Source organism: Enterobacter sp. HNDS-6 (assembly GCF_039850505.1).
Classification (GTDB): Bacteria; Pseudomonadota; Gammaproteobacteria; order Enterobacterales; family Enterobacteriaceae; genus Enterobacter; species Enterobacter kobei.
Map to the genome: position 1 here is coordinate 1,852,342 of NZ_CP156673.1, position 24,090 is coordinate 1,876,431.

Annotated in this window: 25 protein-coding genes; 10 read left to right on the forward strand and 15 right to left on the reverse strand. The window is 55.8% G+C overall.

The features are described from left to right. Nucleotides 1-33: 33 nt before the first annotated feature. From ABFI50_RS08670 to cpxP, 4 genes are all read right to left on the reverse strand, one after another. Entirely contained in the window at nt 34-1,023 is a 990-nt protein-coding gene (locus ABFI50_RS08670; protein WP_014885713.1) for a sulfate ABC transporter substrate-binding protein, read from the reverse strand. Nucleotides 1,024-1,252: 229 nt separating this feature from the next. Continuing rightward, a complete protein-coding gene (gene pfkA / locus ABFI50_RS08675; RefSeq protein ID WP_014885714.1) occupies nt 1,253-2,215 on the reverse strand; it encodes a 6-phosphofructokinase in 963 nt (320 codons plus the stop codon). A 174-nt stretch (nt 2,216-2,389) separates the two neighbouring features. Continuing rightward, nucleotides 2,390-3,283: a CDF family cation-efflux transporter FieF gene (gene fieF, locus ABFI50_RS08680; RefSeq protein ID WP_014885715.1), complete on the reverse strand. Its 894-nt coding sequence runs from the start codon at nt 3,281-3,283 to the stop codon at nt 2,390-2,392. A 153-nt stretch (nt 3,284-3,436) separates the two neighbouring features. Further along, nucleotides 3,437-3,943 carry a cell-envelope stress modulator CpxP gene (cpxP, locus tag ABFI50_RS08685; RefSeq protein ID WP_023331606.1) on the reverse strand — a complete coding sequence of 169 codons (507 nt, stop codon included), beginning with the start codon at nt 3,941-3,943 and terminating at the stop codon, nt 3,437-3,439. Nucleotides 3,944-4,093: 150 nt separating this feature from the next. Between cpxP and cpxR the strand changes: the two genes are divergently transcribed. Together cpxR and cpxA are read left to right on the forward strand one after the other, a co-directional pair. After that, entirely contained in the window at nt 4,094-4,792 is a 699-nt protein-coding gene (gene cpxR / locus ABFI50_RS08690; protein WP_006179159.1) for an envelope stress response regulator transcription factor CpxR, read from the forward strand. Further along, nucleotides 4,789-6,162, forward strand: coding sequence for an envelope stress sensor histidine kinase CpxA (gene cpxA / locus ABFI50_RS08695; RefSeq protein WP_014885717.1), 1,374 nt, complete (start codon nt 4,789-4,791; stop codon nt 6,160-6,162). Before cpxR ends, cpxA begins: the two co-directional genes overlap by 4 nt. 53 nt (nt 6,163-6,215) lie before the next feature. Here the strand turns inward: cpxA and yiiM are convergent, their stop codons facing one another. Both yiiM and sodA read right to left on the reverse strand, forming a co-directional pair. After that, a complete protein-coding gene (gene yiiM / locus ABFI50_RS08700; protein ID WP_014885718.1) occupies nt 6,216-6,890 on the reverse strand; it encodes a 6-hydroxyaminopurine reductase in 675 nt (224 codons plus the stop codon). A gap of 71 nt (nt 6,891-6,961) precedes the next feature. Continuing rightward, nucleotides 6,962-7,582, reverse strand: a complete 621-nt coding sequence (sodA, locus tag ABFI50_RS08705) for a superoxide dismutase [Mn] (RefSeq protein WP_004203668.1) — start codon at nt 7,580-7,582, stop codon at nt 6,962-6,964. 289 nt (nt 7,583-7,871) lie between these two features. Here sodA and rhaT point away from each other — a divergent pair, with 289 nt between their 5' ends. Beyond that, nucleotides 7,872-8,906: an L-rhamnose/proton symporter RhaT gene (rhaT, locus tag ABFI50_RS08710; RefSeq protein WP_014885719.1), complete on the forward strand. Its 1,035-nt coding sequence runs from the start codon at nt 7,872-7,874 to the stop codon at nt 8,904-8,906. On the opposite strand, the gene rhaR is transcribed toward rhaT, so the two are convergent. Both rhaR and rhaS read right to left on the reverse strand, forming a co-directional pair. Continuing rightward, complete coding sequence (gene rhaR / locus ABFI50_RS08715) at nt 8,907-9,755, reverse strand: HTH-type transcriptional activator RhaR (protein WP_023336471.1); 849 nt, start codon at nt 9,753-9,755, stop codon at nt 8,907-8,909. 72 nt (nt 9,756-9,827) lie between these two features. Then, nucleotides 9,828-10,661 carry an HTH-type transcriptional activator RhaS gene (rhaS, locus tag ABFI50_RS08720; protein ID WP_014885721.1) on the reverse strand — a complete coding sequence of 278 codons (834 nt, stop codon included), beginning with the start codon at nt 10,659-10,661 and terminating at the stop codon, nt 9,828-9,830. Nucleotides 10,662-10,962: 301 nt separating this feature from the next. On the opposite strand from rhaS, the gene rhaB reads away from it, so the two are divergent. The 4 genes from rhaB (at nt 10,963) to rhaM (ending at nt 14,933) form a co-directional block, all read left to right on the forward strand. After that, nucleotides 10,963-12,432 carry a rhamnulokinase gene (gene rhaB / locus ABFI50_RS08725; RefSeq protein WP_045281586.1) on the forward strand — a complete coding sequence of 490 codons (1,470 nt, stop codon included), beginning with the start codon at nt 10,963-10,965 and terminating at the stop codon, nt 12,430-12,432. Next, entirely contained in the window at nt 12,429-13,688 is a 1,260-nt protein-coding gene (gene rhaA / locus ABFI50_RS08730) for an L-rhamnose isomerase (RefSeq protein WP_063667346.1), read from the forward strand. The genes rhaB and rhaA overlap by 4 nt, the downstream gene beginning before the upstream one ends. 72 nt (nt 13,689-13,760) lie before the next feature. Further along, nucleotides 13,761-14,591 (forward strand): rhamnulose-1-phosphate aldolase, encoded by an 831-nt coding sequence (rhaD, locus tag ABFI50_RS08735; protein WP_023331613.1) that lies wholly within the window; start codon nt 13,761-13,763, stop codon nt 14,589-14,591. A 27-nt stretch (nt 14,592-14,618) separates the two neighbouring features. Continuing rightward, entirely contained in the window at nt 14,619-14,933 is a 315-nt protein-coding gene (gene rhaM, locus ABFI50_RS08740) for an L-rhamnose mutarotase (RefSeq protein ID WP_014885726.1), read from the forward strand. On the opposite strand, the gene ABFI50_RS08745 is transcribed toward rhaM, so the two are convergent. From ABFI50_RS08745 to ABFI50_RS08760, 4 genes are all read right to left on the reverse strand, one after another. Further along, nucleotides 14,921-16,198 carry an MFS transporter gene (locus ABFI50_RS08745; protein ID WP_014885727.1) on the reverse strand — a complete coding sequence of 426 codons (1,278 nt, stop codon included), beginning with the start codon at nt 16,196-16,198 and terminating at the stop codon, nt 14,921-14,923. The two genes, rhaM and ABFI50_RS08745, sit on opposite strands and share 13 nt — an antisense overlap. A gap of 44 nt (nt 16,199-16,242) precedes the next feature. Further along, complete coding sequence (locus ABFI50_RS08750; protein ID WP_347485856.1) at nt 16,243-18,366, reverse strand: alpha-galactosidase; 2,124 nt, start codon at nt 18,364-18,366, stop codon at nt 16,243-16,245. A gap of 103 nt (nt 18,367-18,469) precedes the next feature. After that, a complete protein-coding gene (locus ABFI50_RS08755; RefSeq protein ID WP_014885729.1) occupies nt 18,470-19,465 on the reverse strand; it encodes a LacI family DNA-binding transcriptional regulator in 996 nt (331 codons plus the stop codon). A gap of 17 nt (nt 19,466-19,482) precedes the next feature. After that, complete coding sequence (locus tag ABFI50_RS08760) at nt 19,483-20,031, reverse strand: XRE family transcriptional regulator (RefSeq protein ID WP_014885730.1); 549 nt, start codon at nt 20,029-20,031, stop codon at nt 19,483-19,485. A 104-nt stretch (nt 20,032-20,135) separates the two neighbouring features. On the opposite strand from ABFI50_RS08760, the gene ABFI50_RS08765 reads away from it, so the two are divergent. Then, complete coding sequence (locus ABFI50_RS08765) at nt 20,136-20,795, forward strand: AzlC family ABC transporter permease (protein ID WP_045134865.1); 660 nt, start codon at nt 20,136-20,138, stop codon at nt 20,793-20,795. Beyond that, the gene (locus ABFI50_RS08770) at nt 20,795-21,118 is read left to right on the forward strand and encodes an AzlD domain-containing protein (protein ID WP_032635181.1); all 324 of its coding nucleotides are present in this window, start codon (nt 20,795-20,797) and stop codon (nt 21,116-21,118) included. The genes ABFI50_RS08765 and ABFI50_RS08770 overlap by 1 nt, the downstream gene beginning before the upstream one ends. Nucleotides 21,119-21,158: 40 nt before the next feature. Here the strand turns inward: ABFI50_RS08770 and ABFI50_RS08775 are convergent, their stop codons facing one another. Then, nucleotides 21,159-21,371 (reverse strand): DUF1471 domain-containing protein, encoded by a 213-nt coding sequence (locus tag ABFI50_RS08775; protein WP_014885733.1) that lies wholly within the window; start codon nt 21,369-21,371, stop codon nt 21,159-21,161. Between the two features lie 205 nt (nt 21,372-21,576). Between ABFI50_RS08775 and ABFI50_RS08780 the strand changes: the two genes are divergently transcribed. Then, on the forward strand, nt 21,577-22,542 hold the full coding sequence (locus ABFI50_RS08780; RefSeq protein WP_233099046.1) for a hypothetical protein: 966 nt from the start codon (nt 21,577-21,579) through the stop codon (nt 22,540-22,542). A 40-nt stretch (nt 22,543-22,582) separates the two neighbouring features. Here ABFI50_RS08780 and ABFI50_RS08785 read toward each other — a convergent pair whose 3' ends face one another. Together ABFI50_RS08785 and fdhD are read right to left on the reverse strand one after the other, a co-directional pair. Further along, nucleotides 22,583-22,795, reverse strand: coding sequence for a DUF1471 domain-containing protein (locus tag ABFI50_RS08785; RefSeq protein ID WP_045134863.1), 213 nt, complete (start codon nt 22,793-22,795; stop codon nt 22,583-22,585). Between the two features lie 114 nt (nt 22,796-22,909). Beyond that, nucleotides 22,910-23,746, reverse strand: a complete 837-nt coding sequence (gene fdhD / locus ABFI50_RS08790) for a formate dehydrogenase accessory sulfurtransferase FdhD (RefSeq protein WP_014885735.1) — start codon at nt 23,744-23,746, stop codon at nt 22,910-22,912. Nucleotides 23,747-24,090 lie beyond the last annotated feature (344 nt).

The following is a 24,090-nucleotide window of genomic DNA, read 5'->3' on the forward strand; positions in this document are numbered from 1 at the left end:
CTCACACCGGGTCACCGTGCCGTTTGATAACGCTTAGCGCTGGCTAATCTGATCGAAGGTGCCGCCATTAGAGAAGTGCTCTTTCTGCGCTTTCGTCCAGCCGCCGAACACATCATCAATGGTAAAGAGTTTCAGTTTCGGGAATTCCCCTTCATATTTCTTCGCAACAGCCGCATCGCGTGGACGATAGTAGTTTTTCGCCGCAATTTCCTGGCCTTCAGGCGAGTAGAGATATTTCAGGTAGGCTTCCGCCACCGCTTTTGTCCCTTTCTTATCAACCACTTTGTCGACCACGGAAACAGTCGGCTCGGCAAGAATAGACTCGCCTGGGGTCACAATCTCGAACTTGTCTTTGCCCAGCTCGTGGGTGGCCAGCAGGGCTTCGTTTTCCCATGCGATCAGCACGTCGCCGATACCGCGCTCGACGAAGGTGTTGGTGGCGCCACGCGCGCCGGAGTCCAGCACTTCGACGTTTTTGTACAGCGCTTTCACGAACTCCTGCGCTTTGGCCTGGTCACCGTTGTTGTGATGCAGCGCGTAACCCCAGGCCGCCAGGTAGTTCCAGCGAGCGCCGCCGGAGCTTTTCGGGTTTGGTGTAATCACTGACACGCCCGGTTTTACCAGGTCGTTCCAGTCTTTAATCTGTTTCGGGTTGCCTTTACGTACCAGGAAGACGATGGTCGAGGTGTATGGCGCAGAGTTATCCGGCAGGCGTTTGATCCAGTTTTTGTCGATACGACCACGCTCGGCAATGGCGTCGACATCGTAGGCCAGCGCCAGGGTCACCACATCGGCTTCGATACCGTTGATGACGGAGGTCGCCTGTTTACCGGAGCCGCCGTGAGACTGGCGAACCACGACATTGTCGCCAGTTTCCTGTTTCCAGTGCGCCGCAAATGCTTTGTTGTACTGCTCGTACAGCTCACGCGTCGGGTCGTAAGACACGTTCAGTAACTGGATGTCCTTCGCCAGAACGCTGGTCGATGCCAGCAATAATGTTAAACCCACGCCCCATTTATTCATCGCCCGGCTCTCTTGTGTAGTGTTTTGATGAATGCAGCGTGCCAGAAAGCGATTCGATGATTAAAGAATAAAAAAAGATTGGCTATAACGTAGAGGAATAAAAAGAAGAATGTGAGCAGCCACATGCCCTCATCCCAACTCTCTCCCACGGGAGAGGGAGCAAACATAAAAAACGGTAACCCAAGGGTTACCGTTTTGCATTTACCTTGCCACCGGGCAACAGAGCCGATCAGTACAGTTTTTTCGCGCAGTCCAGCCAGTCACCTTTGAACGGACGCTTCATATTTTCAATCGCGTCGATGATGTCATGGTGAACCAGTTTTTCGTTCTGAATACCGACGCAACGGCCGCCGTGACCCTGCAGCAGCAGATCGATAGCGTACGCGCCCATACGGGACGCCAGAATGCGGTCGTAAGGGCCAGGGGAACCGCCACGCTGGATGTGACCCAGTACGGTCGCGCGGGTTTCGCGCTTGGTTTCGGCTTCGATGTACTTCGCCAGCTCGTCAACGTCACAGATGTGCTCGGTGATAGCCACGATCGCGTGTTTTTTACCTTTCGCGATGCCGGCTTTGATTTCAGCGACCAGATCTTCACGGCTGAATTCCACTTCCGGAACCACCACGAACTCACAACCACCGGCAATCGCCGCGGCCAGGGTCAGGTCACCGCAGTAACGCCCCATCACTTCAACGATAGAGATACGCTGGTGAGAAGACGAGGTATCGCGCAGACGGTCGATCGCTTCAACAACGGTACCCAGTGCAGTAAAGAAGCCGATAGTGTAGTCAGTACCTTTGATGTCGTTGTCGATGGTGCCCGGCAGACCGATGCACGGGAAGCCCATTTCGGTCAGACGTTTTGCACCCATGTAAGAGCCGTCACCGCCGATAACCACCAGCGCGTCCAGACCGCGTTTTTTCATGTTCTCGATAGCCACTTCACGGATGTGTTCGTCACGGAATTCCGGGAAGCGCGCAGACCCAAGGAAGGTACCGCCACGGTTAATCATGTCGGACACGCTGTAACGGTCGAGCTGAACCATACGATCTTCATACAGACCCAGGTAACCATCATAGATACCAAAAACTTCCAGACCTTCCGTCAGCGCTGCACGGACAACACCACGAATTGCCGCGTTCATGCCCGGCGCATCACCGCCGCTTGTCAACACACCGATTTTCTTAATCATGACTACCTCTGAACTTAGGAATGCAAAATTGAAATCTGTTGCCGGAAGAAACTTATCGACCAACGAATACTGCAAATAGTATATCAATCCCTTCCAGCTGAATTGATTCAGGTCAGACCAAATGGCGGTAATTTATACACAAAATGCTGGCCTGGCTCACTTTTTTACAACCAATTACGAAAGCCCCACGTGTCCGGGTACAACCGAGCAGGGATCCTGGTGAATAATGACGTCTGAACCAGGAAAACGCTGCAAAATTGCCTGCTCGACCTGCTCAGCAATCACGTGAGCCTGTACCAGTGGCAGGTTGTCTTCCATTTCAATATGAATCTGAATAAAGCGGGTCGGCCCTGACTGCCGCGTTCGAAGATCGTGTGCACCGCTGACGCCAGGCCAGGAGGTCACAAGAGAAAAAATTTCATTGCGTTCTGCGTCCGGAAGGGCTCGGTCAAGCAACGATTGCACCGCGTCATACCCCATCCGTAAGGCGCTATACAAAATATAGATGCCGATACCTAACGCAAATAGCGCATCGGCCCGGTGCCAGCCATACCAGGCCAGGCCCAGCGCAATAAGAATTGCCCCATTCATCATAACATCAGATTGATAATGAAGCATATCCGCCCGTACAGCCTGGCTTTGCGTTTTGCGAACCACCCAGCGCTGGAACGTTACCAGAACAAGTGTGCTTATAAGTGCAACGACCGTCACCACTACGCCCACACCGGGATCGTTCATAGGTGTCGGCGAGACGAGATGCTGAATGCCGGTCAAAAACAGGAACAGTGCAGAACCGGAAATAAACATGCTTTGCGCCAGCGCGGCCAGCGACTCCGCTTTACCGTGCCCAAACGTGTGCTCTTCATCCGCGGGCTGCAGTGAATAGCGCACCACCAGCAGGTTGGTCAGCGAGGCGGCAATATCCATTAGCGAATCCACCAGCGCCGCCAGAATACTGACCGAACCGGTATACCACCAGGCAAAGATTTTAATCAGTAACAGGCCAGACGCCACAACGGTTGCCGCAATAGCGGCCCGGCTTACCAGCCTTCCATAGGATTGATTCATAAACGCTCCTGTCATGTCTTGCCGCTAGTATAACGGAAGCATAGGGGGACGGAGGATGAATAAACGGTTAACAAATCAGAATGCGGGGCAAAAAAAACCCCCACATCATGTGGGGGAAGACAGGGATGGTGTCTATGGCAAGGAAAACAGGGTTTACTGGTTACTACGGGTACTGCTATTGCTACTGAAAAGCGTCGCATCCAGGCTTCGCTGCATCCGTGCAACCTCACGCAACTGGTCCATTCGTTGCTGATGTCGGGTGTTCAAAACCGCTTGCTGCTCGGGCGTTAGCAGGTGGAACATCTGGTTACGGACCTTCGCCATCTCTACCTGGCGGGCAACCTGTTCCTGTGCCATTTTTTCGGCCTGAGCGCGTACAGCGCTTTCGTCAAAATTTTCTGCGGTGACAAGGCGATGCATTGTCTCCATTTCGCTAACATTAACAGGGGGCTGGTCGTGTCGTGCCCTCTGCATCAGATCTCGCATCTGTTGACGCTGATGTTCGGTTAAACTTATGCCGTCAAACATATGGCTTTGGCTACTGAGCTGCGTTGCGCCCTCTGGTGAGGGACCGGTATCGCCGTTGATAGCTACAGCGGCCTGGCTAAACGCACTGAACGCCAGCGTTGAGGCCATGACGGCAGCGGTAACTTTGCGCATCACTTGCTCCCAAAATCTTTCGTGTCGCGATTCAACGAGAGACAGTCTACGATTCAGGCTGCAAACATGCGTCAGGGGGTGTAAAACAACGTAAAGTCATGGATTAGATAGCCTTGATGTCGTAATTTCTGCCTCGGAGGTATTTAAACAATGAATAAAATCCTGTTAGTTGATGATGACCGAGAGCTCACATCCCTTTTAAAGGAGTTGCTCGACATGGAAGGTTTCAACGTCCTGGTTGCCCATGATGGCGAGCAGGCGCTGAGTCTCCTTGACGACAGCATCGATTTACTTTTGCTCGACGTCATGATGCCGAAGAAAAACGGTATTGATACGCTGAAAGAGCTTCGCCAGACACACCAGACCCCCGTTATCATGCTGACCGCCCGCGGCAGCGAACTTGACCGCGTTCTCGGCCTTGAGCTGGGTGCGGATGACTATTTACCGAAACCGTTCAACGATCGTGAACTGGTGGCCCGTATTCGCGCTATCCTGCGCCGTTCCCACTGGAGCGAGCAGCAGCAGAATACCGACAACAGCTCACCCACGCTGGAAGTGGACTCCCTGAGCCTGAACCCAGGTCGTCAGGAAGCGAGCTTCGACGGTCAGACCCTGGAGTTGACCGGCACAGAGTTCACCCTGCTTTATCTGCTGGCGCAGCACCTCGGCCAGGTGGTATCGCGTGAACACCTGAGTCAGGAAGTGCTGGGCAAACGTCTTACCCCGTTTGACCGCGCCATCGACATGCACATCTCTAACCTGCGCCGCAAGCTGCCGGAGCGTAAAGACGGTCACCCATGGTTTAAAACCCTGCGTGGTCGCGGCTATCTGATGGTTTCCGCTTCATGATAGGCAGCTTAACCGCCCGCATCTTTGCCATCTTCTGGCTGACGCTGGCCCTGGTTTTAATGCTCGTGTTGATGTTGCCAAAACTCGACTCACGCCAGATGACGGAGCTTCTTGACAGCGAGCAACGTCAGGGCGTGATGATCGAGCAGCATGTTGAAGCGGAGCTGGCAAACGATCCGCCGAACGATTTGATGTGGTGGCGCAGGCTGTTTCGCGCTATCGACAAGTGGGCGCCGCCCGGGCAACGCCTTTTGCTGGTCACCAGCGAAGGCCGCGTCATTGGGGCCGATCGCAATGAAATGCAGATTATCCGTAACTTTATTGGCCAGGCGGATAATGCCGATCACCCACAGAAAAAGAAATATGGTCGGGTAGAGATGGTGGGTCCTTTCTCGGTACGGGATGGGGAAGACAATTACCAGCTCTATTTGATTCGCCCTGCGAGCAGTTCCCAGTCCGATTTCATCAACCTGCTGTTTGACCGTCCGCTCCTGCTGCTGATTGTTACCATGCTGGTCAGCTCGCCGCTGCTGTTATGGCTGGCGTGGAGTCTGGCAAAACCCGCACGTAAGCTGAAAAACGCCGCCGATGAAGTGGCGCAGGGTAACCTGCGACAACACCCTGAGCTGGAAGCGGGGCCACAGGAATTCCTTGCCGCCGGGACCAGTTTTAACCAGATGGTCAGCGCGCTCGATCGAATGATGACCGCACAGCAGCGTCTGCTATCGGACATCTCGCACGAGCTGCGCACCCCGCTTACGCGTTTGCAGCTTGGCACCGCGCTGTTGCGCCGCCGCAGTGGGGAAAGTAAAGAGCTGGAACGTATTGAAACGGAAGCTCACCGCCTGGACAGCATGATTAATGACCTGCTGGTGATGTCACGCAACCAGCAGAAAAACGCGCTGGTCAGCGAAACGGTGAAAGCCAATCACCTGTGGCATGAGGTGCTGGACAACGCGGCGTTCGAAGCGGAACAGATGGGCAAATCGTTCACCGTCAACTTCCCGCCGGGTCCATGGCCGCTGTACGGCAACCCCAACACGCTGGAAAGCGCGCTGGAGAATATTGTGCGTAACGCTCTGCGCTACTCGCATACCAAGATTGAGGTGGCGTTCTCGGTAGATAAAGACGGGATCACCGTTATCGTGGATGACGACGGTCCTGGCGTCAGCCCTGAAGATCGGGAGCAGATTTTCCGTCCGTTCTACCGTACTGACGAAGCGCGCGACCGTGAATCCGGCGGTACAGGTTTGGGTCTGGCAATTGTTGAAACCGCCATGCAACAGCATCGCGGCTGGGTGAAAGCTGACGACAGCCCGCTGGGCGGGTTGCGGTTAACGCTGTGGCTGCCGTTGTATAAGCGTTCATAACTGTATGTGCCGGGTGGCGGCTTCGCCTTACCCGGCCTACTTTCTGCGGAGCACTATTTTCCCCACAATCTCCGCGAATTATCTTCGATCTTGTTGCTTAACCGCCGCTTCTGCATTGTTCTGGTCCAGCTGGTCGATAACCCCGCCGCAGACAGCAACCGATGATATTGTTCATCATCAAACGGCATATGCCAGGCGATGGCGCAGGCGTCATACACCGACACGTCGCTCAGGCGCGAAGCCAGCTCAAGCGGCGCATCCGCCGAAACCTGCCCGGCCAGCACCACACGGTACAGCCAGCCGGTTTTACCCGCGCTTTGCAGCTGGGCCGACATATCCTGAATGCCGAAGTGGTAGTTGAGCTTGAAGCACGGCGAGCGAGGCTGCGTCACCTGAATCAGGGCGTCGCCCCAGCGATAAATATCGCCGATAAACACGTTCTTTTCCGTCAGCCCTTCCGTCGAGAGATTCTCACCAAATGCAGGCGCGACGAAGAGGTCCGCCTGGTCAGGAAATTCGGTTTTCCAGTGCTGATAGTGCTCGCGAGGATAGTGACACAGCGCGCGATCCGGCCCGCCGTGGATTTTCTTTTCGGCCTGCTCATCGCCTGCCAGCCCAAGGTCGGTTAAGGTCAGTTCACCGTCAACCTGCACTTTCGCGATGGCGCTCGGGCGGCTGCCGTCGTACTCCCTTACCTTGCCTGTAAACACATTCACCGGGTAATGCATCGCTGCCTCCATTACGCAGATACAAAAAAAGCGAGTCATCAGACTCGCTTCTCACAGGCGTCAATGCAACCTTATTTTTTAGCGGCGAAACGCGCTGCTGCTTCGTCCCAGTTCACCACATCCCAGAACGCTTTGATGTAGTCAGGGCGACGGTTCTGGAACTTCAGGTAGTAAGCGTGTTCCCACACGTCCAGACCCAGGATCGGGAAGCCGGATGCGCCAGAGATCGCTTCACCCATCAGCGGGGAGTCCTGGTTAGCAGTGGAAACCACCGCCAGTTTGTCACCTTTCAGAACCAACCACGCCCAGCCAGAGCCGAAACGGGTTGCAGCGGCTTTTTCGAATTCCGCTTTGAAGTTGTCAACGGAGCCGAAGTCGCGCTCGATAGCCGCTTTCAGGTCGCCCTGCAGGGTGGTACCGGTTTTCAGGCCTTTCCAGAACAGGCTGTGGTTAGCGTGGCCGCCCGCGTTGTTACGCAGAACGGTTTTCTTGTCCGCTGGCAGCTGGTCCAGTTTAGTGATCAGTTCTTCAGCAGACAGGTTAGCGAACTCTGGCAGGCTTTCCAGCGCAGCATTCGCGTTGTTCACATAGGTCTGGTGGTGTTTAGTGTGATGGATTTCCATCGTCTGCTTGTCGAAATGCGGTTCCAGTGCGTCGTAGGCATACGGCAGGGATGGCAGTGTATAACTCATAATCCTCTCCATTATTGTCGGGCGGCACAGCTGTTAATGCCGCGTAAGCAGTTGGTTCATTATAGTTAATTAAATGATATTGAAAATGATTATCAATGCCGTAGTTTTTGTAAGGTCATTCCTTTTCTGATGAAGCGTGAAAATGTGAATCTGCTCACGCGCTTAACGCGTTGATTGCCATTTAAAACCAAAGTGCGGCAGCCTCCCGAAGGTGGTCGTTCTGCTTAATTTTTACACTCATCGGGTCGGTGGGATGCCATTGACCGATAAAAACGATGAGGACGTAAACATGAATCATGCGATTACGATGGGTATTTTCTGGCATTTGATAGGTGCGGCCAGTGCAGCCTGCTTCTATGCTCCGTTTAAAAAAGTCAGGCAGTGGTCATGGGAAACCATGTGGTCGGTTGGCGGTGTGGTCTCCTGGATCCTGCTTCCCTGGGCCATCAGCGCCATGCTACTCCCGGATTTCTGGGGCTACTTCTCCTCTTTTAACGCCTCCACTCTGCTGCCGGTGTTTCTGTTTGGTGCCATGTGGGGCATCGGCAATATTAACTACGGCCTCACCATGCGCTATCTCGGCATGTCGATGGGGATCGGCATCGCGATTGGCATCACGCTGATTGTCGGCACTCTGATGACGCCCATCCTCAACGGTAACCTCGACGTGTTACTGAATACCGAAGGCGGCAGAATGACGCTGCTGGGCGTGCTGGTAGCGGTTATTGGCGTCGGAATAGTGACCCGCGCGGGCCAGTTGAAAGAGCGCAAGATGGGCATTAAAGCCGAGGACTTTAACCTGAAAAAGGGTCTGCTGCTGGCGGTAATGTGCGGCATCTTCTCCGCCGGAATGTCGTTTGCCATGAACGCCGCCAAACCGATGCACGAGGCGGCCGCCGCGCTGGGCGTCGACCCGCTGTACGTGGCGCTGCCCAGCTACGTGGTGATCATGGGCGGCGGCGCACTGGTTAACCTCGGCTATTGCGTAATTCGTCTGGCAAAAGTTGAGAGTTTGTCGCTAAAAGCCGACTTCTCACTGGCAAAACGGGTCATCATCACCAACGTACTGCTTTCGGCACTCGGCGGACTGATGTGGTACCTGCAGTTCTTTTTCTACGCCTGGGGACACGCCAGCATCCCGGCACAATATGACTATATGAGCTGGATGCTACACATGAGCTTCTACGTGCTGTGCGGCGGACTGGTGGGTCTCATCTTGAGGGAGTGGAACAATGCCGGACGCCGACCGGTGGGCGTTCTGAGCCTGGGCTGCGTGGTGATTATCATTGCGGCCAACATTGTCGGCCTCGGTATGGCGAACTGATTACGCCGCCCTGCGACTGTGATGACGCCATTGCACCGGCGTCATCCCTACCTCGCGATTAAAGACCACCGAAAAGTAGTTACTGTCCTCAAAGCCGCAGCGCATTGCCACGTCACTGACCATGAACTCTGTATGCTGGAGCAAATACTGGGCGTGGCAAATGCGCAGCTGGCGCAAATAGTGATTTACCGTCATGCCCGTCTGGGTACGGAACTGCTGACGCAGGGCACGTTCGCTGCACTGCTCCTGCTCGCAGAACTTTTCCAGAACAAAGCTTTTATTCAGGCTGGCCGCCAGCGTGGCAATCAGCTTATCGAGCAGGGTCTCCTGCTGCGTGGCGGAGGGGTTATCCGTCTCGTAGCGATGCCGTTTAAGCATCATCACCAGCTGTGCGAAGAGGATCTCCGCCATCGGGTTAGCCAGCGGATCGGTTTTATAGCTCTCCTGTTCAAGGAGGGAAATGGCCTGACGGATGGCAGTCATGCCGCTGCTGCTTAAACGCCAGTGCGGCGAGCCTTTCGCACCGTTGAAGCCGGGAATGCATGCTGCCCAGTCAACGTTAAGGCTGAGCCGATCGGGGCAGTAGATAACGTTCTGTAAAACCAGGTCATTCACCGAGGCGTAGGCGTGTTTATCTTCGGCACGAATGTAAAACAGATCCCCCCGGGTAATGCGGTAAGGCCGATCGTTGAGAATGTGCAGACCGTTGCCGCGCCACACCAGCACCAGCTCATAAAATTCGTGCGTGTGTTCAGCAAAGACGTTTTGCGGATAGCGATCCGCCACCGCAACAGCTTGTTCAGCGGAGGCAAAAAAGTCATCTTTGCGAAGAATTAACGGTGCGGCCACATCACCACCTCAACGGCGAAAACCTGACATTATTACCCGCTTTACGGCAGCAAAACGTTGACTGGGCTCGCGTTACTGTAGTGAGGTGTCCCTCCCCTGGCGAATATCACGCGGAGACCAGCTGAATTCCCGACGAAACAGCGTCGAAAAGTGGTTACTGTCGCCGAAACCGCAGCGATAAGCGATATCCGTGACGCTTTCATCACTGTGGCGAAGCAGGTGGCGCGCTTTTATCAGCCGCAGACGGTTAAGGTAACGCTGGGGCGTCTGCCCGGTTCGCTGCTTAAGCTGGCGGTGCAGGGTGCGCAGGGAGAGTGAAAAATGACTCGCCAGCATTTCCCAGCAGATATCCTCGGCAATATGTTCCTCCAGCCAGGCCATCAGCTGGTTCAGGCGGGCTTCGCTGCTCTCCCCCTCCACCGGGTTACTGCGGCGCAACGCCACCAGCAGCTGCATAAACAACATCTCGCGCGTGGCGAGCGCATGCATCTCCTGTCCGTCCTGACTCTGCTCCATCTGGAGCAAAATCTGGCGAACCTGCTGCAGCGTGGCCTGATTCACGCGCCAGTGCGACGGATAATGTCCTTCCTTCTCCTGCGGCAGTAGCTGATGAAGCCCCGCGAGAAACTGGAACGCGTCCGGGGATCGATAGAGCACGTTCGTCAGGCACAGGTTGTCGGTATGCTCATACAGATGCCGATCGTGGTCGCGCACAAAGCAGACTGTGCCGCCGCTGATGGTGTAGGGCTGACCGTTAAAGACATGGATGCCCGTGCCATGCTCAACAATCACGATTTCATGAAAATCATGATGATGCTCCGGGAAAGCCGCCTGCGGCAGCCGCGGCTCTATCGCCACAGGCGAACCATCCGCCGGAAAAAAGTCCACGCTGTGCAGTATGGTCATAACGCCCCCCACCAATGAGAAATGTTCTCAAAATAGTAAATAAGGCCTCTCACCCTCACCTTAAATTTTCGACAGCAAACGCCGCAAAACCTGCCTGTTTTTCAAGAATAAGCGGGAAAGATCCGGAATTGCGGTCAACGTCACAGTGGCTGAACGGCGCGCCTTCGCGGAAAAGTGTGAACCCCCTCACGTTCATCTTTGCTTTCTTGCCAGCACGGGTTGCGGACTGTCAGTGGCGAGAAGGTGGTTTTTTCGCCCCTTTTTTACACTCAGCGCTAATGATTTCAAGAAGGATCCGACCATGACCTTTCGCCATTGTGTCGCTGTGGATTTAGGCGCATCCAGCGGCCGTGTAATGCTCGCCACCTGGGACTGCGACCAGCACACCCTTTCCCTTCGCGAGATGCATCGTTTTGCGAACTGCCTGCAAAAACAGGACGGCTTTGATACCTGGAACATTGATGAACTTGAGACGGAGATCCGTACCGGGCTCAAAAAAGTCTGCGATAGCGGGATCCTCATCGACAGCATCGGCATAGATACCTGGGGCGTCGATTATGTCTTGCTGGACAGCAGCGGCGCTCGCGTTGGCCTGCCCGTCTCCTACCGCGACAGCCGCACGGATGGCCTGATGGCGCACGCCATCGCCCGGCTCGGTAAGGATGATATCTACGGGCGCAGCGGCATACAGTTTCTGCCGTTTAACACGCTGTATCAGCTGCGCGCGCTGGTCGAGCAGCAGCCAGGGCTGGCAGCAGACGTTGCCCATGTGCTGCTGATCCCGGACTACCTGAGCTATCGCCTGACCGGCAACATGAACTGGGAATATACCAACGCCACCACCACCCAGCTGGTCAACATCAACTCGGATAACTGGGATGAGCACCTGCTGGCCTGGACGGGCGCATCCCCGGCGTGGTTCGGTACGCCGACCCATCCCGGCAACGTCATCGGCCAGTGGGTGTGCCCGCAGGGGAATGCGATCCCGGTCGTTGCCGTGGCGAGCCACGATACCGCCAGCGCGGTTATTGCCTCACCGCTTTGCGGTAAAGATGCCGCCTATCTCTCTTCCGGCACCTGGTCGCTAATGGGCTTTGAAAGCAAAACGCCTTACGTCAGCGAGGAGGCAATGGCCGCAAATATCACCAACGAAGGCGGGGCCGAAGGGCGCTATCGGGTGTTAAAGAACATTATGGGGTTGTGGCTGCTCCAGCGGGTGCTTAAGGAGCAGAAAATTACCGATCTGCCCGGGCTTATCGCCGACACCGAAAAGCGCAAAGCCTGTACGTTCCTGATTCATCCCAATGACGATCGCTTTATCAATCCGGCGCACATGAGCACCGAGATCCAGGCCGCCTGCCGCGAGGCCGGACAGCCTGTACCATCAAGCCCGGCCGAACTGGCGCGCTGTATTTTTGACAGCCTTGCCCTGCTTTATGCGGATGTGCTGAGCGAGCTGGCCAGCCTTCGCGGCAGACCGTTCGACACGCTGCATATTGTTGGCGGCGGTTGCCAGAACGCGCTGTTAAACCAGCTTTGTGCCGATGCCTGCGGCATCACCGTGGTGGCGGGCCCGGTCGAGGCCTCCACGCTCGGCAATATCGGCATTCAGCTGATGACCCTTGACGAACTGGCCAGCGTGGACGATTTCCGCTCGGTAGTCACCGCCAGCGGCAGCCTGACCACGTTCCTTCCCGATCCCTGCCATGAAATTGCCCGCTACCGGACGCAGTTTCAGCAAAACCGACTGACTAAGGAGCTTTGCGCATGACCACTCAACTTGAACAAGCCTGGAACCTGGCTAAACAGCGTTTCGCCGCCGTCGGCGTGGATGTCGAAGCGGCACTGCGTCAGCTCGACCGTCTGCCGGTCTCCATGCATTGCTGGCAGGGCGATGACGTCGCCGGCTTCGAAAACCCAGGCGGTTCCCTGACGGGGGGTATTCAGGCAACCGGTAACTATCCCGGGAAAGCGCGCAACGCGACCGAACTGCGCGCCGATCTGACGCTGGCGCTCAGCCTGATACCCGGTCCGAAGCGCCTGAACCTGCACGCGATTTATCTGGAATCCGACGAGCCGGTCGCGCGTAATGAAATCCAGCCGAAACACTTTAAAAACTGGGTGGCGTGGGCAAAAGCCAACGGTCTGGGCCTGGACTTCAACCCGTCCTGCTTCTCGCACCCGCTCAGCGCTGACGGCTTTACCCTCGCCCATCCCAGTCACGAGATCCGTCAGTTCTGGATCGACCACGTGAAGGCCTGCCGCCGCGTTTCAGCCTGGTTTGGTGAACAGCTTGGCACCCCGTCGGTGATGAATATCTGGATCCCGGACGGCATGAAGGACGTCACCATTGACCGCCTCGCCCCGCGCCAGCGCCTGCTGGCTGCACTGGATGAAGCCATTAGCGAGAAGCTTAACCCGGCGCACCATATTGATGCCGTGGAGAGCAAGCTGTTCGGCATTGGCGCGGAGAGTTATACCGTCGGCTCGAACGAGTTCTATATGGGTTACGCCACCAGCCGCCAGACTGCCCTGTGTCTGGATGCCGGGCACTTCCACCCGACGGAGGTCATCTCCGACAAAATCTCTGCCGCCATGCTCTACGTGCCGCGCCTGCTGCTGCACGTCAGCCGTCCGGTGCGCTGGGACAGCGACCATGTGGTGTTGCTGGATGACGAAACGCAGGCCATTGCCAGCGAGATCGTTCGCCACGACCTGTTCGACCGCGTCCATATTGGCCTCGACTTCTTTGACGCCTCCATCAACCGCATCGCGGCGTGGGTTATCGGCACCCGCAACATGAAGAAAGCGCTGCTTCGTGCCCTGCTGGAGCCGACTGAAGCACTGAAACAGCTGGAGCAGGGAGGTGACTACACGGCCCGCCTGGCGCTGCTGGAAGAGCAGAAATCGCTGCCGTGGCAGGCCGTGTGGGAAATGTACTGTCAGCGCAACGACGTACCAACAGGCAGCCAGTGGCTGGAGAACGTGCGGGCGTATGAGAAAGACGTGTTGAGCACACGCGGGTGATTCAACCCTCCCCGCAGTATAAGTAGGCCGGGTAAGCATAGCGCCACCCGGCATTTTCAAAGGAACCACAGTATGCAGACCATCACCCATTCCTGGTTCGTCCAGGGCATGATTAAAGCCACCTCTGACGCCTGGTTGAAAGGGTGGGATGAGCGTAACGGCGGCAACCTGACGCTGCGCCTGGACGATGCCGACATCGAGCCGTACGCCGCTGATTTCCATCAAAAACCGCGCTATATCGCCCTGAGCCAGCCGATGCCGCTGCTCGCTAACACGCCGTTTATCGTCACCGGATCCGGCAAGTTCTTTCGCAACGTCCAGCTCGACCCGCAGGCCAATCTCGGTGTCGTGAGGGTGGACAGCGACGGCGCGGGCTACCACATTCTTTGGGGGCTCACGGAGGAGGCAGTGCCCACCTCTGAACTGCCAGCGCACTTCCTCTCGCACTGCCAGCGCATCAAGGCGACCCACGGTAAAGACCGCGTCATCATGCACTGCCACGCCACCAATCTGATTGCCCTGACCTACGTGCTGGAAAACAACGCCGATCTCATCACCCGCAAGCTGTGGGAAGGCAGCACCGAGTGCCTGGTGGTCTTCCCGGACGGCGTCGGCATTCTGCCGTGGATGGTGCCCGGTACCGACGAGATCGGCCAGGCAACCGCCAAAGAGATGCAAAAGCATTCTCTGGTGCTGTGGCCGTTCCACGGCGTTTTCGGCAGCGGCCCGACGCTGGATGAAACTTTCGGCCTGATCGATACCGCTGAAAAATCAGCTGAAGTGCTGGTGAAGGTCTATTCCATGGGCGGTATGAAGCAGACCATTACCCGGGAAGAGCTGATTGCACTCGGTAAACGCTTTGGCGTTACGCCGATGCAGTCGGCACTGGATTTGTACCCATAGCCGTCCGCGAAAGCGAATGGAGGCATGATGATCCGCAAAGCGTTTGTGATGCAGGTAAACCCGGACGCGCACGAGGAGTATGCGCGTCGCCATAACCCCATATGGCCCGAGCTTGAAGCGGTGCTGAAAGACCACGGCGCGCACCGCTACGCCATTTATCTCGACAAAGCACGCAACCTGCTGTTTGCGACCGTGGAGATTGAATCGGAGGAGCGCTGGCGCGCGGTAGCGAATACCGACGTTTGCCAGCGCTGGTGGGAACATATGGTCGACGTTATGCCGTCAAACCCGGATAACAGCCCGGTGAGTACGGAGCTTACCGAAGTGTTTTACCTGGACTGATGTGTTAACGCTGCTGCCCCCGAGGCGGCAGCAATCTCCTGCCTGCTGCTCAACGTAAACGCCGACACCACCGTAATTGCCAGCACGAAACAGCCCAGCATCAAATACGTCTCCTGGAAACCGATCCGGTCATACATATTTCCGGCAAAGGCAGAAAGGAAAATCGCCGCCGACTGTTTGGCAAACTGGAAGCCGATCAGATAGATAGTCGCCGACAGTCGGGTATCAAACACCCCGGTGATGTACTTAAAGGCGCCCACCAGCAGGAACGGGACTTCCAGCGCGTGCAGCATCTTCAGGGCAATCACCTCCACGGCGGTGGTGGCGAACGACGAGCCGATAATACGCGTCGCCATTATCACCCCGGCGATCAGCAGCGTATTTTTCGCGCCGATACGGTTAATGATCCACGGCGAGCAGAACATGATGATGGCGTTACAGATTTCCCCCGCCGTGGTGGCAAAGCCAAAGGCGCGAGTGCCTTCCTGTGGCGTGGCGAAGAAGGTTTTAAAGAAGGTGGCAAACTGCTGATCGAAAACGTCATACACGCAGGCAACGCCAATCACGTACAGAATGAACATCCACATTCTGCGCTGGCGGAACAGCTTAAAGACGGTTCTGGCAGTGATCTGCGGCTGGTTGGCTCCCAGGGCGTTCATCACCTGCGCCGTCTGGTTGGGCTTCGGCTTCGCGACCACCAGCAGCAGCATCAACAGCAATGCGGCCCCTGATCCCATCCAGAATACATACGACGGATCGATGCCGAACAGGATGCCGCCCGTAGACGCGCATAGCCCCCAGCCGAGACAGCCGAACATGCGCGCCTTGCCGTATTCGAAGAAACTGTTGCGGCTCACGCGTTCGATGTAGGCCTCGATTGCGCCCGATCCCGCCGAGAAGACAAAACCGATATATAACCCGCCGCTCAACGCCCCCAGCCAGATACTGGTTTTCAGCAGGGGCGCGAAGACGTACAGGAAGAACGGTGCGAACAGGAATAACAGCACCGAGATTATCCACAGCAGGTGTTTTTTCAGCCCCAGTTTGTCCGAAATCACCCCCAGCACCGGCTGGAACGCAATGGCCGACAGCGAGATGCAGGAGAAAACAATCCCGGTATGGGTTTTATTCAGGCCGATGATATCCGACAGCCAGATCGGCAGGAACGGAAAGCAGGTGGCCATGATGAAGAAGTAGAGAAAGAAGAACAGCCCGAAGATCCAGAAATTTGGGTTGTCTTTGTGGGTACAGGTTGTTGTGTTCATTATTTTTATCCTCAACGGAGGGCCAGTTTCCCGGCCCATCACCTTTACACGCGTTCCACGCCAATCAGAATGGCGGTTTCCGGATCGAGAATCGGCAGCGCAATGCCCGCCTGCATCAGCCACTCACCGCTCACCGTTTGCGGTGTTTCCATCCACGCCGGCAGCTTGCGCATGGTGTGCCCGCCTTCGCCCGTAATTTGAATATTCGGGTGATCGAGCAGCGCGACGCGGTACTGCGCGCTGGCCTCCAGCCCCGGCATGCGCAGCGGCATCATCAGGCTGTAATCCGGCATCGCGAGCTGGCTGACCATAAATAGCCCCTGCGCCTTGTCTTCGCTCACAATCCCCTGCGCCAGCGTGGTGGCGTCCGGCATATCAATCCGCCATTGGGTGCCGTGGTGGATCACCTCTCGCCACTGCTTGTGCAGCGCGGCGTAATGTCGATACCCCTCGCGCTCCTGCGCGTCCACGGTGAGCGGATCCAGCTCCAGCCCCATATGGCCAAACATCGCCGTCAGGCCGCGGAATTCAATGCTGTGCTGGCGGAAGGTAGCGTGGCATTTATGATGACCGATATGCGCCCCCATCACCTCCGGCGGGAAAAAATAGCTCATGCCACGCTGGATGGTGCTGCGCTCCAGCGCGTCGTTGTTGTCGGACGCCCAGAAGCGATGGCTCCGGCTCAGCACTTCGTAATCAATGCGCCCGCCGCCGGAAGAGCAGGATTCGAATTCAATTTGCGGGAAGCGCTCGCCCAGCACATCCAGCAGCCGGTAAAACTGACGGGTCTGGGCGTCGGCGGCGGCTTTACCGTTGTGTCCCGGCTGCACCAGCTCGCGGTTCATGTCCCACTTCACGTAGTCGATCGCATGCTCGCCCAGCAGCCAGCTCATGCGTTCCACAAGATAATCAAAAGCCTGCGGAATGTTGAGGTTGAGCACCAGCTGATGACGCCCGGTCGCCTGGGCATAGCCCGGCAGCGCCAGCACCCAGTCAGGATGCGCGCGATACAGATCGGAGTCCGGGTTGATCATCTCCGGCTCAACCCAGATGCCAAACTCCATGCCGAGCCGTTTGACGTGGTCAATCACCGGCGTCAGGCCATTCGGATATTTTTTCTCATCCAGATACCAGTCGCCCAGCGCGGCGTGGTCGTCATTGCGGCCTTTGAACCAGCCGTCGTCAATAATAAAGCGCTCCACGCCCAGCGTGGCGGCCTCGTCGGCCATGCGCATGATGTAATCCGGATCGTGGTTGAAGTAGATCCCCTCCCAGGTATTGAGGTGTACCGGACGCGGTTTATTTTCCGGGAAGCGGATGACGTTGTCGCGCAGGTAGCGATGGAAAGACTGGCTCATGCCGTTCAGGCCCCGCGGGGAGTAGCTGGCATACAGGCGCGGTGTCCAGAGCGTATCGCCCTCTTCTATCGCCATTTCCCCCGACAGGTAGAGCGCTTCGGCCTGAATATAACGGCGACCGTCGGTTTTCGCTTCCGCGCGCAGGCGATGGTTCCCGCTCCAGCCCAGATGCACGCCCCAGACGTCACCCTGCATTTCGCTGAACGACGGCGTACCGGCTATCAGTGCAGGAAAGTGTTCGTGGGAGGTTTTACCCCGGCGGTTTTCAATCACAACGCTGTCGTGCTCAAGGTTTACGCGGTGCGGCTGGAACTCTCTGATCCAGCGTCCGTGGAAGGCCATCACCTCCCGGGCGCGCTCGGCCACCGGCAGCGTGACGGCAAAGCGGTCAACCTGCCAGGGACGTGCTTTCAGGTTCGTTAAACCGTGACGAACCACCAGCACGCCGCTGTCGTCCAGCGCCAGCTCGCTGGTCAGACGCAGGCCCGCATAGTCATCTTCAGCGGTAATCGTCAGGGTGTTTAATTCCTGCTGTACCCGCGTAGTTCTGAATACCGGGGAACCGTCCAGCCCCTCTCGGTGCCCCTCAATACCCGGCGAGCCAAACAGGCCGTGCCCGAGTTCAGCCATCAGCGTAACCGGAGAATCGACATCCAGCCTGCCGTTAGCAACGGGCCGCGAAAGGGTTTCAGCATTTTGCGGCAAAAAGTGCTGAAGATGCGGCCCCCAGTAAATAATTTCGGCGAACGGGCGCGTTTTTATCACCACATCTACCGTTGCGCTTTCAAGTCGTAAAATAGAATCTTGCATCAGACATCTCCTGTCATGGGATGACTTGAGTTTTGATCCGAAACGTTTCGGATACAAACCAAAACGTTTCGGATTTGTGATCGGGTTTAGAAAATGGAGATATTCAGGCCGTCTGGCCGGGGGAGAATTCCGGTTGCCAGAGCACCTGAAGCTGCGCAATATCGTCGCCGTTAATCAGCCGGCGGACCATGTCGGCAATCTGTTTTCCGACACCCTGACGGGTAGACTGGATCACCGACGCCACGTCGGTATCGACGATACTGTCCTGCGGCAGTCCGTCGTAGACCACCAGCGACACGGCGTTGTCGCCGGATAAACGCCCCAGCTGTTCGAGCGCCATCGCCGCCCCGTCGCCGTGGGTGTTGCAGTCAGTAATGATCGCCGTGGGCGGTTGCGGCAGGGCAAGCAGTTCTTTCGTGGTGGCATATCCCACGCGGCGCGACGGCGGCATGGCGCGCAGCCATTCGCTGGAAAGCCCGGCTTCCCGCAGAGCGTCCAGATAGCCCTGACGGCGCTGGGTGATAAATGCCTGATTATTGCTTTCGCCGAGCAGCGCAATACGCTGATGGCCTTTCTCAATCAGCCAGCGGGTAGCATTGTACGTACCGGCATAGTTATCGAAATCAAACCACGCGTAAGGCTGCGGCAGCTGGCTGCGCCCAAGCGCCAGGAAAGGGAACCCGGCGGCCTGCAGCTGCTCAAGCCGCGGATCGCGATCCAGCGTATGCGCCACAATCAGCGCGTCGACGCGCCGGCTCTGTACCATGCGCATATAGCTGTGCTTATCCGCCAGATCGTCATCGGCAATGAGCAGTAAGTCGATCTCATGTCGCGCCAGTTCGTGGCTAATTTCGCCGACCATGTCCATAAATACACTGTTATTGAGCGGAACAGGATGGACGGGAAACACCAGCCCGACCGCGTCAATTTTGCCCATCTTCAGGCGGCGGGCGAAGGTGTTAGGTCGGTAACCACGGCGCTGAGCCTCGGCTTCCACGCGGGCGCGCGTCTCAGCAGAGACGTCGTCATAGCCGTTGAGGGCGCGGCTGACGGTCGTAATGGAGAGTCCCAGCTCTTTGGCAATGGCTTTAAGCGACATGATTTTCCGTATCTACGTTAATTTTGTTCCGCCACCAGCAACGCATGCGTGTCTGGCTCCAGCGCCTTAAAAATGTGCGGCTGGTCGGCGGGGTAACAGATGTAATCCCCGGCGGCGAGCTCTTCTGCCGCATCCAGCAGGCCGACCAGGGCCCTTCCCTGCATGACGATAATATGTTCTACCGAGCCAGGCGAATGCGGCTGAGAAATGCGGTCTGCACCCGGCTGGGTCATCAGGAGATAGACATCCCGTCGCGCGCCTGGCGGGCACGCCGCCAGCAGTATGGCTTCATAGTTTGCCTGTCCGGCAACCACTTTCGTTCCTTCACCACGGCGGATCACCTGCGTGCTCGGCAACTGCGGCTCCAGCAAACGGGCGAAGGGAATATCCAGCGCCACGCAGAGCGACCACAGCGTCTCCAGGCTGGGGTTGCCGTTGCCGGATTCCAGCTGGGAAAGCGTGGATTTAGCGATCCCGGCACGGCGGGCAATTTCCGCCAGTGAAAGCCCGGTTCGCAGGCGCTCTCGCACCAGGCTTTTGGCGATTACGCTAATTGGCTGCGTCATATAACGGCCCTTTTTGTTCTATAAATCGAACGAATCGTTCGTCTTGAAAAACATTTCTGTTGCGTTCATTATAATGGATACACGTTCGATATGGCTAAAATTGTATGAAGCATCATCTCTCCTGCCTTAAAGGCGACACGATAAAAGCAATCATCCTGGTTTGCCTCGCGGTCGGCGTGGTCGGGATGTCTTACGGCTCACTGGCGATGGCCTACGGTTTCCCGCTTTGGGTGCCGTTTGTTCTCTCGCTCACCGTCCTCGCGGGCGCATCGGAATTTATGTTTATCGGCATTGTGGCCAGCGGCGGTAACCCTCTGGCGGCGGCGGCAGCCGGTTTGCTGGTCAACGCACGCCATGTGCCGTTTGGCGTGACGGTGCGTGAACTGGTAGGCAAGCGCGGCCTGAGCCTGTTGGGCTGCCACATTATGAATGACGAAAGCGTGGTGTTTGGCCTGTCGCAAAAAACGCCCGAGCAGCGTAAGGCGGCGTACTGGTTATGTGGTTTAGGCGTGGCAATTATCTGGCCGGTGGGCGCCTTGCTGGGCGCCATGGTCGGTAAGCTGCTCCCGGCCCCGGAAACCATCGGGCTGGATGCGGTCTTTCCGGCCATTCTGCTGGCGTTAGTGGTTCCCGCGTTTAAAAACCGTACCACGTTAATCCGCGCCTGTAGCGGTGCCGTGCTATCCCTGGCTGCCGTACCGTTTTCCCCGGTGGGATTACCGGTGCTGCTCTCTTTACTCGGTCTCGCTGCGAGGAAGAAATAATGGGAAATATGACGATTTTTATTCTCGGCATCGCCATTTTGTCTGCGGGAACCTATTTGATGCGTCTCGGCGGAGCAAAACTCGGCAACCGACTGGCACTCTCTGAACGATCTCAGGCACTGCTGTCAGATGCGGCAACGGTGTTGCTGTTTTCTGTGGCGCTGGCGACCACATTTTATGAAGGGGAACATTTCGCCGGGATGGCGCGCGTGCTGGGCGTGGCGTTTGCGGTATTTCTGGCGTGGCGAAAAATGCCATTGATTGTGGTGATCATCGCGGCGGCAGTAGTGACGGCGCTACTGCGCGTGGCGGGCATAAACTAAAAAAGCGCCCCGGGGGCGCTCTTTCGACGGTGTGACTGGCTTATTTATTCAGTTCAGCAGTCATGTGTACGCGGTTACCCGTGAATGCCTGGGTAATTTTGTAGGATGATGCACCCGCTTCCTGAGCCTGCGCCGCGATTTTAGCTTCTGCACCGTCAATGGTAGAGGCGGTTGCGGTCACAGTCTGTGCAGCGAAAGAACCGAAAGAAGCAGCCAGAGCGATTACAGCGACAAAAGTTTTGATGCTTTTCATGATATAAACCCTTTCGTTAATTTGTTTTGGTAAGGCACCGTGCCTTGATGAGATAAATACTAGACCTCATCCCGAACAACTAAAAGCGGAAGGATTTGCTATTATCATTCAAAATTACTGAACTCAAAAAAAAACGTTATGCATTGCGCTGATATCTGTTTCCTGATGTCCTGAACGTCAGCCTTTTTCAGGGAGAAAAACGCCAATGCAAAGCATAAAACAACCCTCATTCCTCATCAGACATAGTACTGCCGTCCATTTTATCGCTTATGCGGGCGCCATTTTTGTCATAACGCCCTTTAACAGTAAAGCGATGCCCGTCTTCGTCTGGATGGCCATGCTGATAGCCTGCGCTATCATCATTTCCTCACGCATAAAACCCCTCACGCTGTTGCAGCTGTCCCAAATGGAATGGGGTGAATACAAAAAAATAGCGGGCTCGACGCTGATGTCTTCTCTGCTGTTTTTAACATCGTGCGTGGCATTTAAATATTTCGCCGGAAATGGCCTGGAGCTACCCGTCACGCTCGCGATCGGGACGGTGGGATGTATCTACTATTCCATCACCCTCTATCTGGACGCCGTGGATGATGACAGAAAGAAAATTGCGAAAAAGGCTTTCACCCTTACACGTGGTGTATGGCTGTTAATTTCCTTCATCTGCTACATACTGGCGCGAAAGGTCTTTATGGACGTCACGGATGTCACCTACGAGGCGACTTTCAATAAAATTACGTCGTTTGGGTTCTTTTTAATCTTCTGCACCTTATTCTTTTCCATGGTATTTCTGCTATTCACGATGGCGCTTCCCTTGTTGCAGAATTCATCGGTCCAGTTTAACGTCATGGCGATTTCTGCCCCCCTTTTCTGCGCTGGCTATATCTTCTTTATTGCCTATAACGTCAATACCAGCCGGGTGCTTGAATACGTCCTCAATGTGACAATCGATTACGACACTCGGGATACGTTTTACTGTAACAATGAATATCGAATTCTCAACGACTATCCCAATGCGCGCTTTATGATGGTAGGTGAAGGTAATTATCGCGTGTTTACGCCAAAAAAGCGGGATTACGGGATCTGGCGTCTGACCTGTAAAAACGTCGCGCCTTTTTATTCCCTGGTAGAGGTTCAGGATAGAAAAGATATTGTTAAAAAAGAGAAAAAATAAAAAAGCGCCCCGGGGGCGCTCTTTCGACGGTGTGACTGGCTTATTTATTCAGTTCAGCAGTCATGTGTACGCGGTTACCCGTGAATGCCTGGGTAATTTTGTAGGATGATGCACCCGCTTCCTGAGCCTGTGCCGCGATTTTAGCTTCTGCACCGTCGATGGTAGAGGCGGTTGCGGTCACAGTCTGTGCAGCGAAAGAACCGAAAGAAGCAGCCAGAGCGATTATAGCGACAAAAGTTTTGATGCTTTTCATGATATAAACCCTTTCGTTAAGTTGTTTTGGTAAGGCACCGTGCCTTGATGAGATAAATACTAGACCTCATCCCGAACAACTAAAAGCGGAAGGTTTTGCCTGAAACATTCAAAATTATTGATCAACTATTAATCGCTGCGGATGGGTATAGATTGTTGCCCTTCCCGGCTTGCAGAACCCGACCAGCGTCAGGTTGCAGCGCTCCGCCACTTCCACCGCCAGCGTTGTGGCCGCCGATACCGCAAACAGGATTTCCACACCGCACATTGCGGACTTTTGCACCATCTCATAACTTGCACGGCTGGAAACAAGCGCCGCGCCCTGTTGCCAGACCTCGCTTTCTCGCGCCCGGCGTCCCAGCAGCTTATCCAGCGCGACATGGCGGCCCACGTCTTCATGCCCTCCGGCAATATCGCCCGACGGCAACACCCACGCCGCCGCATGCGTACAACCGCTCAACTGGCCGATGGGCTGTACGTCGTTGAGATGCTCAAGCGCATGATCAAGGTGTGCCAGATTGAAGGTCTGGGTAAACGGCAATGGCGCAACGGGCTTGCCGATATCATTGAGCTGCTCAACGCCACACACGCCGCAGCCGGTGCGTCCGGCCAGCGCGCGGCGGCGCTCTTTCAACCCCATAAAGCGACGGCTGGAGAGTTCGATTTGCACTTCAAGACCGTTACACGCCTTCACCACGTCCATCCCGTAGATCTCCTGCGGATGCGCAATAATGCCTTCCGAGAGAGAAAAGCCAATGGCGAACAGGTCGAGATCTTTCGGCGAAGCCATCATCACCACATGCGAAATACCGTTGTAAACAAGCGCAACAGGCACTTCTTCCGCCAGCAAATCGGGCGTGGCGTGGGTAATGTGGGGCGGTCTGCGTACCGACAGTTCCACAATGCCTGCAGGCAGTGGCGACGAGTGGGTAGCACGGTTTTGTTTAGACACAGCGGTATTCCTGAACAACCACGGAGGTGAGCCTGCTATTGCAGCATAAACAACAGGCCTTACGCATAGTATGGATCAACTTTTCGACAATCATTCTCCTACTCATTTAGAAGGGGTGCAACCCGGCCAGCGCTACACCGCTTTAACATGCAGAAGCAATAGCGTGATCTGTATCACACTTTATAATCAACATGGTGATAATACGTTCACTTTGTATTAACGCCATTAGAACAGGTGTACCGACATTGTGGTATTCTGATGATATCCCTCGGAGAAATGAGGGATTAACGCAAATTTTTTCCTTTGCGGTCATTCTTCAACCGCGAAGTCAAAACTACATATGT